The 8,486-nt window shown below is 72.3% G+C and carries 6 protein-coding genes; 1 reads left to right on the top strand and 5 read right to left on the bottom strand.

The features are described from left to right. Window positions 1-231: Lrp/AsnC family transcriptional regulator (locus tag H5J29_RS12870; protein WP_312858187.1), on the bottom strand; the 231-nt coding region annotated here is incomplete at its 3' end. A gap of 31 nt (window positions 232-262) precedes the next feature. Here H5J29_RS12870 and H5J29_RS12865 point away from each other — a divergent pair. Further along, window positions 263-1,441, top strand: a complete 1,179-nt coding sequence (locus H5J29_RS12865; RefSeq protein ID WP_181781174.1) for a DMT family transporter — start codon at window positions 263-265, stop codon at window positions 1,439-1,441. 523 nt (window positions 1,442-1,964) lie between these two features. Here the strand turns inward: H5J29_RS12865 and H5J29_RS12860 are convergent. The 4 genes from H5J29_RS12860 to H5J29_RS12845 are packed head-to-tail and all read right to left on the bottom strand — an operon-like array spanning window position 1,965 to window position 7,859. Beyond that, window positions 1,965-3,134 carry a CaiB/BaiF CoA transferase family protein gene (locus H5J29_RS12860; RefSeq protein WP_181781173.1) on the bottom strand — a complete coding sequence of 390 codons (1,170 nt, stop codon included), beginning with the start codon at window positions 3,132-3,134 and terminating at the stop codon, window positions 1,965-1,967. After that, the gene (locus H5J29_RS12855; RefSeq protein WP_181781172.1) at window positions 3,131-4,792 is read right to left on the bottom strand and encodes an AMP-binding protein; all 1,662 of its coding nucleotides are present in this window, start codon (window positions 4,790-4,792) and stop codon (window positions 3,131-3,133) included. Before H5J29_RS12855 ends, H5J29_RS12860 begins: the two co-directional genes overlap by 4 nt. Then, window positions 4,789-6,021, bottom strand: a complete 1,233-nt coding sequence (locus tag H5J29_RS12850; RefSeq protein ID WP_181781171.1) for an aromatic ring-hydroxylating oxygenase subunit alpha — start codon at window positions 6,019-6,021, stop codon at window positions 4,789-4,791. Before H5J29_RS12850 ends, H5J29_RS12855 begins: the two co-directional genes overlap by 4 nt. After that, window positions 6,018-7,859 carry a flavin-containing monooxygenase gene (locus tag H5J29_RS12845; protein ID WP_312858186.1) on the bottom strand — a complete coding sequence of 614 codons (1,842 nt, stop codon included), beginning with the start codon at window positions 7,857-7,859 and terminating at the stop codon, window positions 6,018-6,020. Before H5J29_RS12845 ends, H5J29_RS12850 begins: the two co-directional genes overlap by 4 nt. Window positions 7,860-8,486 lie beyond the last annotated feature (627 nt).

Here is an 8,486-nt window from a genome sequence, read left to right as displayed (position 1 = left end):
TCGGCCGACGGAGGGCAGGTCGACGTCGGCGTGGTAGCCGGAGATCACGCCGCGGGCGAGGAGCCCGCGCACGCGCTCCAGTGAGGTCGAGGGGGCGACGCCGGTCTGGGCGGCCAGTTGTCGGTTGGTCAGCCGTGCATCGTTCTGCAGGAGTCCCAGCAGGGACAGGTCGAGCGAATCTAGTTTCAGATCTGGGCGATCGACTGACGAGAAGTTCGACTGTTCGGGCACATTGCCATATTAGTGGCTAGCGTTCGGGGACGTGAACGTACGAGACACGTCGTCGACCGTCCGTGGTGTGGTTGCGGTGCTGGGCGCCGCGGTGCTCTGGGGGACGGTGGGCCCGGCGCAGGTCCTTGCGGGTTCCGACGCCGACCCGTTGGCGTTCGGCGCCGCGCGGCTGCTCCTCGGCGGTGGCGTCCTGCTGCTGGTGGTGGCCGTGCTCCAGCCGCGGGATCTCGGCCGGTGGCGTGCGGTGGTCAGGCTCCCCGTGCTGGGCCGGCTGGTGCTCGCCGCCGGATCGACGGCGGCGTACCAGGCTGCGTTCCTGAGCTCGGTCGCGCGCACCGGAGCGGCGCTGTCCACGGTCGTCGCGCTGGGTGTCGCCCCGCCCGCGGTCGGGGTGCTCGCCCGGGTGGTCGGCTTGGAACGGCTCGATCGGTCCTGGTTGTTCGGGACCGTCGCGGCGATCGCGGGGACCGCGCTGTTGCTGTTGCCGGGCGCGGCCGTGCGGGTGGACACGCTCGGCGTGCTGCTCGGGGTGGTCGGCGGGCTCTGCTACGGCGTCTACACGGTCGCGGCGAAGCGGTTGGTGGACAGTTCGGCGCCGACCCTCGTCGCGGTCGCCGCGACCCTCGTCCTGGGCGGCGCGATGATCCTCCCCTTCGCCCACGACGTCTCCCGCGTCGTCGCCGAACCCGAGGCGCTGGCGCTGGTCGCCTGGTTGGCCGTGCCGGCCACCGCGGTGGGCTACCTGCTCTTCGTCTCCGGCCTGCGACACGTCACGGCCGCCTCGGCGGGGACCCTGAGCCTGGCCGAACCCCTGGTCGCCGCCGTGCTGGGGATCGCCTTCCTGGGCGAGCGGCTGCCCCTCCCGGCCGTCCTGGGTGGCTGCCTGCTGCTGGCAGGCATGGCCGCCGCCACCGTCCGGACCGTCCCGGGCCGGGGTGTCGGGCCGGGGCGTCTCGTCGTATGCGGTCAGACCGTCGGGCTACGGCGAGGCCGCGATCTCCGCGCCGCCGGAGGGGCCGGCCAGGGAGTGCCACTGGGGGAGACGAAGGGCGATGCCGTCGAGGAATGCGCCGAGTGCCTCGGTGACGCGTTCCTCGGAGGAGAACTCGGCCGCCGCGTCGCTGACCTGGCGCAGGGCCGGGAACTCGGGGGCGACGTCGGGGAACAGGCCGTGGTCCCCGGAGAACTGGACCGCCCCCAGGATCAGTGACTCGAGCTGCTCGCGGACGAGCATGACGTACCGCGGGGGGAACCCGGCGTCGAGGAGGATCTCGGCGGTGCGGTTCTCGGTGGGATGGCTGAACGCCGGTCGGCTCAGGCCCTGGATCACGGGGACGAGGTTCGGGTGGGCGGCGAGGATCCGGTAGTAGGCGACGCCTTCGTCGAACAGGTAGGTGCGCCAGTCGGTGGGTGGGCGCTGTGAGGTGTCGACCGGCGACAGGACCAGCCGCACGACGTCGCCGAGGATCAGGCTCTTGTACCGGTAGTGGTGGTACACCGACGACTCGTGGACGCCGAGGTCGGCGGCGAGCCGTTTGAGACTGAGCGCGTCGAGCCCCTCCTCGTCGATGATCCCGAGCGCGACCTGGGCCAGGTGGCGCTTCGCGATGAGGGGCTTGCGGGGCCGTGCCACGTCTACTCCCTGGACGGGGTCCTGGTCGACGTCCCCCGGGGTCGGGGGACGCCGGCCGATTGTGCCCTGACGAGCGCGTCGTGGCCGGGCAGGGCCCGGGCTACACCCGCAGCCCCTCCAGCACGTGGCCGCCCCGGAACAGCTCGTCGATCTCCGTGGCGGCGAACCCCGCCTCGGCGAGCACGTCCCGGCTGTGGAGGCCGGGTGCGGGTGGCCCCGACCGGATCGCGCCCGGGGTGGCGCTCAACCGTGGTGCAGGTGCCGGTTGGAGCACACCGAACTCCTCCACGAACGTGTTGCGTGCGCGGTTGTGGGGGTGGTCCGGCGCCTCGGTCATCGCCAGGACGGGGGCGAAGCAGGCGTCGGAGTACTCGAGCAGGTCGCACCACTCGGCCCTGGTCCGGGTGCGGAAGAGCTCGGCCAGCAGCTTCTTGCGCTGGGGCCAGAGCGACCGGTCCTCCTGGTCGTCCCACACGGGGTCGGTCAGCTCGAGCAACCTGCGCAGCTCGGCGTAGAAGCGTGGCTCCATGGGGGCGACGCTGACGAAGAGCCCGTCGCCGCACTCGTAGGTGTCGTAGTGCGGGCTGGAGCCGTCGACGAAGTTGGTGCCGCGGCCGTCGTGCCAGCGGTCGGCGGCCTTCAGCGCCCAGTACTGGGTGGCGAGCACCGCGGCGCCGTCGACCATGGCGGCGTCGACGACCTGGCCGGTGCCGCTCCGGCGCGCCTCGAGGAGCGCACAGACCACCCCGAAGGCCAGGAACATCGCGCCGCCCCCGTAGTCGCCGACGTAGCTCTGCGGGGGTGTGGGCGGGTCTCCCGGGCGGCCGATGCCTTCGAGGACGCCTGCGAGCGCGATGTAGTTCAGGTCGTGCCCCGCCGCGTGGGCGTACGGCCCGTCCTGGCCCCAGCCCGACATCCGGCCGTAGACCAGGGCGGGGTTGCGGGCGAGGCAGGCGTCGGGCCCGATCCCGAGGCGCTCGGCGACGCCGGGCCGGTAGCCCTCGACGACCGCGTCGGCGGTGCCGACGAGCCGCAGCACGGTCTCCAACCCCCTCGCGGTCTTGAGGTCGGCGACGATCGAGCGCTTGCCGCGATGGACGAGATCGAGCCGGTCGGGGGGCAGCGCGGCGTTCACGGTGGTGGGCGGATCGACGCGGACGACGTCGGCACCCATGTCCGCCAGCAACATCCCCGCCAACGGTCCGGGGCCGATGCCCCGGAACTCGAGGACCCTCGTGCCTGCGAGGGGGCCGAGGGATGGAGCGCTCACGCCCCGGTCTCCTTCCGCGCGTCCCAGGCCCCGTCGAGGACGCCGCGTTCCCGCAGCTCGACCTTGCGGATCTTCATCGACGGGGTGCGGGGGAGCCCGTCGATCGGGATCAGGAAGCGGGGCCGGGCGAACCGGGGGATCGTGGCCACGGCGTGGCCGTGGAGCGCGACGGGATCGAAGACCGCGCCCTCGCGCATCACGACGAACGCCGCCACCTCGTCCTCGGCGAACTCGGCGGCCACCGGGACGACCGCGGACTCCGCGACGTCGGGGTGGGTGTTGAGGGCGGCCTCGACCTCCATCGAGGAGATGTTCTCCCCACCGCGGCGCACGGCGTCCTTGAGCCGGTCGAGGAAGTAGTACCGGCCCTCGACGTCGAAGCGGAAGAGGTCACCGGTGTGGAACCACCCGTCGTACCAGCAGGCGTCGGTGAGCTCTGGCGGCCCGAGGTAGCCCCTCGCCACGCAGTCGCGGTCCCGTTCGTCGAGCACCCAGAGCTCGCCCGGCTCGCCGGGCGCGACGTCGGTCCCGTCCGGTCCCACGACCCGCACCGTGCGGGAGGGATGGAGTGTGCCGCAGCTGGTCCAGTTGTCCTTGGTGATGCGGTACCCGGCCGACCGGAACGGGTTGTTGATCTCGGTCATGCCGTAGCTGGTGTAGTACTCGATGCCGAACCGTTCGCAGAGGTCCTCGGCGACGGCGGCCGCGGGCCCGGACAGGACGAACCGCAGTGCGCTGTCGCGTTCGCCCGGCGCGCGAGGCGTGTTGTGCACGAGCTGGCTCCCGGCGCCGACGAGGTAGCTCCAGGTCGCGCCGCAGCGGCGGACGTCGTCGAACCAGTCGGTGGCGGAGAACCCGTCGCGCAGCCAGGTCGAGCCGCCGAACACGGCCTGCCGGTAGAACGAGTCGCGGCCGCCGAGGTGGAAGGTCGGCCAGGGTTGGTAGCGGACGTCGTCCTCGCCGAGTGCGTCGTCCGGCAGCAGGGTGGAGCTGACGCAGAACCCCCACCACTGGCCCCAGGGCATCAGCACGCCCTTGCTCTTGCCGGTGGTGCCGGAGGTCCACATGACCGTCGCGAGGTCGCCTGCGGTCAGGGCCACCGGGTCGGTCGGGACCGCGGCGGCCTCGACCGACTCGCGGAGGCCGCCGATCGTGGTGCCCCCGACCGTCCGCCCGTCGACCGGGCCGTCGGCGGCGACGAGGACGTGCCGCAGGTCGTCGTGGCCCGCGAGGATCGGTTCCCACTGGGCGAGGTAGAGCTCGTCGACGACGGCGACCCGTGCCCCGGTCGTCGCGACGACGTGGTCCAACCAGCTGCCGACGTACGCGGAGTTGACCGGCACGTCGACGGCGCCGAGGGTCGCGATGCCCAGCTGTGCGACCCAGCCGGGCACCTTGTTGGACAGCATGACCAGCACCATGTCGCCGCGCTCGACGCCGAGCCCGGCGAGCGCGGTCGCGCACCGGCGGGCCTCGTCCTGCAGCTCGGCCCAGGTCCGTCTGCCGGGCCCGTGCAGCTCGCCGACGGCGAGGGCGTCGGGATGGCGCGCCACCCTGGTCGCCACCAGCGCGGCCAGCGAGCAGTCTGCCGGGCGCGGGGTGGTGGACGCATCGGGTCTGGCCGGTGAACCGGCGGTCTCGGGTTCGGTGACGGTCATGGGCTGACTCCTCCTCGAGTCGGGCACCGCGCGGCAGGGGCGGACCCGGCCGCGACGGCGTCCGGGTCGGGTCGGTCGGCGAGGAGCACGGCGAGCTCCCGCCAGAAGACGTGGTTGGCGATCTCGTTGCGGCCCAACATCATGTCGCCCGCATCGCGGCTGCGGACGGCCTCCTGGGTGCCGCGCAGGATGGGCAGGTCCTCGGCGGTGAGGACCTCCAGCACCAGGTCCCAGTTGCGGGTCCAGCGCCGCGTCCAGGCCTCCGGGTCCAGCCCGGTCGCTCCGGGGAGCGGGGCGATCAGTCGCAGCTCCATGACCGACCGCGCGGGATCGGTCGGGTGTGGCCGGAACGTGAGGAGCTCGAGATGGTCCGGGTGTCGGACCAGGGTGCTGTTCGGCCCGAGGAAGTGCGTCTCGGTGAGGTGTCCGTCGAGGACGGCCGAGTCCGGCGGCTCGGCGTCGGCACGCGAGATGCTCTTGCGGGGCTGGGTCCAGCGGCAGGTCCGGCCGAAGTCCTCGAGCACCGCGACGTTGGTGTGGATGAGCTTCCCGGCGGTCGCCGGGTGGGCGTACTCCAGGTGGTAGAAGTCCAGGAAGCCGTCCTGCATGACCTTCCAGTTCACGGGCTCGTCGAAGGTCGTGGACTCGAACACGACGTGCCGGTCGATCGCCAGCGCCGCGAGGATCGCGTCCATCTCCGGGCCCAGCCACTTCGCGACGTCGAGCTCCGCGGTCGCGTTGTCGACCACCCAGACGAGTCCGTGGCGCTCCTCGCACGGCAGCGGGACCAGGGCCCGGTCCGCCGGGTCGACGTCGCCGACGGTGTCCGCGCGGGTCATCGTCCGCAGCGAGCCGTCGAGGTTGTAGGACCACCGGTGGTAGGGGCAGGACAGCAGCCTGCAGCGGCCCTGCGGCTCGGTCACGACCATCGCCGCCCGGTGCCGGCAGGCGTTCACCAGGGCGCGGACGCTCCCGTCCTGCTGGCGGACGAGCACGATCTCGTTGCGGGGCAACGAGACGCGCACGAAGTCGCCGGGCTCGGACAACTCGCTGGAGTGCGCGGCGATGACCGGCGCCCGGCCGAAGACGAACTCACGTTCGGCCTCGGCGATGTCGCCGTCGCGGTACTCCGCCGCCCGCAGCGAGGTGGTGCGCTCGTGCCGGTCGGTCGTCCCGTCCGCGAGGTGGCGGCGAAGCCTCGTGACCCGCTCGGCCGACTCCTCGCTCATCGGTCCTCACCGGCCGGGAAAGCCAGCCCCGCGAGGTCGCCCCGGCGTCTCCACCGGTCGAGCAGCGCGAAGAAGGCGAGAGGCCCCTTCCCGTAGGCGCCTGCCAGCACCTTGCGCGGGTCGGTCAGGTCGCCCTCGTTGGTGAAGTAGCTCGGAGTGCACCGCTCGTAGTACCAGGTGCCCTGCCGTGCGTGACGTTCGATCTCGGCCACGTAGTCCTCCTCCGCCTCGGGGGTCGCCTCGACGACCGGTCGCTCGTGCTCCCGCATCCACCGCACGATGTAGCCGAGGTGGGCGGCCTGTTCGGCCACGGTGTGGCTGTAGTTCGGGCTGACCCCGGTCTGGGTCACGCCGAGGAAGAAGAGGTTCGGGAACCCGGCGGTGTGCAGCCCGTGGAGGGTCCGGTATCCGTTCGCCCACTTCTCGCTCAGCACGGCGCCGTCTCGGCCCTCGACGTCGAAGCCCGCCCGGTGGGTGTGCTCCGTCCCGACCTCGAAGCCGGTGGCGAGGATCAGACAGTCCACGTCGTAGTGTTCGCCCGCGACGACGAAGCCGTGCTCGGTGATGCGGTCGACCCCGCGCCCGTCGGTGTCGACGAGGGTCACGTCGGGACGGTTGAAGGTCGGGTAGTAGTCGTCGTGGAAGCAGGGCCGTTTGCACCAGCGGTCGTACCAGGGTTTGAGCGCCTCGGCCGTCGCGGGATCCGCGACGATCCTGTCGATGCGGTCGCGGATCCGGTCCATCGTCGCGAAGTCCGCCGCCGTCATCAGGTCGTGCCGCTCCGCGCGGGTCAACGGGCCGCCGCGATCCTCCTCGGCCCGCCCCGCGGCGACGGCCGTCAGCTCACGGAAGATCGCCGTCCAGCCGTCGTGCACCAGGTCGGTCTCCTCCGTCGACCCGCTGACCACCGTGGTGAAGTTCCGGACGCGCTCGGCCTGCCAGCCCGCGGGGAGACCCCGGAACTCGTCGGGGCCGGTCGGCCGGTTGTCCCGTACGTCGACGGCGGCGGGGGTCCGCTGCACCACGTAGAGGTGTCCGGCCCACTCCCCGAGCTGCGGGACGCACTGGACACCGGTGGCGCCGGTGCCGATCACCGCGACCCGCTTGTCGCGCAGCCCGGTGAGCCCGCCGTGCTCGTCGCCGCCGGTGTAGCCGTAGTCCCACCGGCTCGTGTGGAACACGTGTCCTGCGAAGTCGCCGAGTCCGGGGATCCGGGGAAGCTTGGGACGGTCCAACGGCCCGATGGCCATCGACACGAACCGGGCCCGGAGCAGGTCCCCGCGATCGGTCGTCACCCACCAGCGCCCCTCGCCGTCGTCCCATCGCGCGCCGGTCACGGTGGTCGAGAACAACGCGCCGTCGGCGAGGCCGTGGGTGCGGGCGAGTGCCTCGGCGTGGGCGCGGATGTCCGGTCCGAAGGCGTAGCGGTGTCGCGGTCGGTGCCCGGTCTCCTCGAGGAAGGGCAGGTAGATGGACGCGTCGATGTCGCACATCGCGCCGGGATAGCGGTTCCAGTACCAGGTGCCGCCGAAGCCGCCCGCTCGATCGACGATCCGGATGTCCTCGATCCCGGCCCGGCGCAGGTGCACCGCCGCGGTCAGCGAGGCGAACCCGCCGCCGATCAGCAGGAACTCGACCTCGGTGTGCAGGGGGGCCCGCGGGCCGACCGGCTCGAACGGGTCCTCGGCCAGGTGGGAGAGCTCGCCGTCGGCACCCCGGTACTGGGCCGTGCCGTCCGCACGCAGCCGCTTCGCCCGCTCCTTGTCGTAGCGAGCCCGAAGCTCCTCCGCGCCGACCGGCCGGGTCCGTGACACGGGCTCTTGCACGCGGTCCGCCACGGCCTGACTCCTTCGTCGGTCGGCGTCTGGCGGCGAATTTATCAGGTGTCACCTGATAAGCCAAGGGTCGCTCGCCCCGGCCCCGGCGGAGGACGGTGCGCGGCCTCGCGGGCTCCGGGTGAGAATCACGGCGAGCAGTAGGGAGCTGACGGATGGCGCGACAGGGTTCGACCGCGGCACAGCAGGCGCTGACCGAGCGGGACGTGACGGCGGTGCGTGAGGAGGTGTCTGCGGGCAAGACGGTGACGGTCTGGTTCACGGCGGCCGCGGTGGGGGTGCCTCCGGGCGGGTCGGCCAAGGTCGTGGCCGTCGGCGACGTCGCGGAGGGCGACTTCATCCAGGTCCGTCCCGCGGGCTCGCGGGACGCGGTGTTCTGCTCGCCCAGCGAGCTCACGCGGAGCAGGCCCCAGGCATCGGCCGCACTGGGCGCGAGACCTCGACCTCGGCGACGTCCGAGCACGGGGAACCTGAAGGCTCGGTGTCCGCTGCGCCGTCGACGGACTCGGCCAGGGAAGCGTCTCGGGGAGTGGCTTCGAAATCTGACGGTTCGAAATCTGACGGTTCGAAATCTGACGATGGGAAATCTCAGCCAGTCGCGGAACCCTCCGGCTCGGGCGGCTCGGGCGG

The organism is Pseudonocardia pini, from assembly GCF_013870575.1.
Taxonomy (GTDB): domain Bacteria; phylum Actinomycetota; class Actinomycetes; order Mycobacteriales; family Pseudonocardiaceae; genus Pseudonocardia; species Pseudonocardia pini.
Note: the sequence above shows the minus strand (reverse complement) of the source record. Positions and strands in the feature narration are given on the sequence as shown.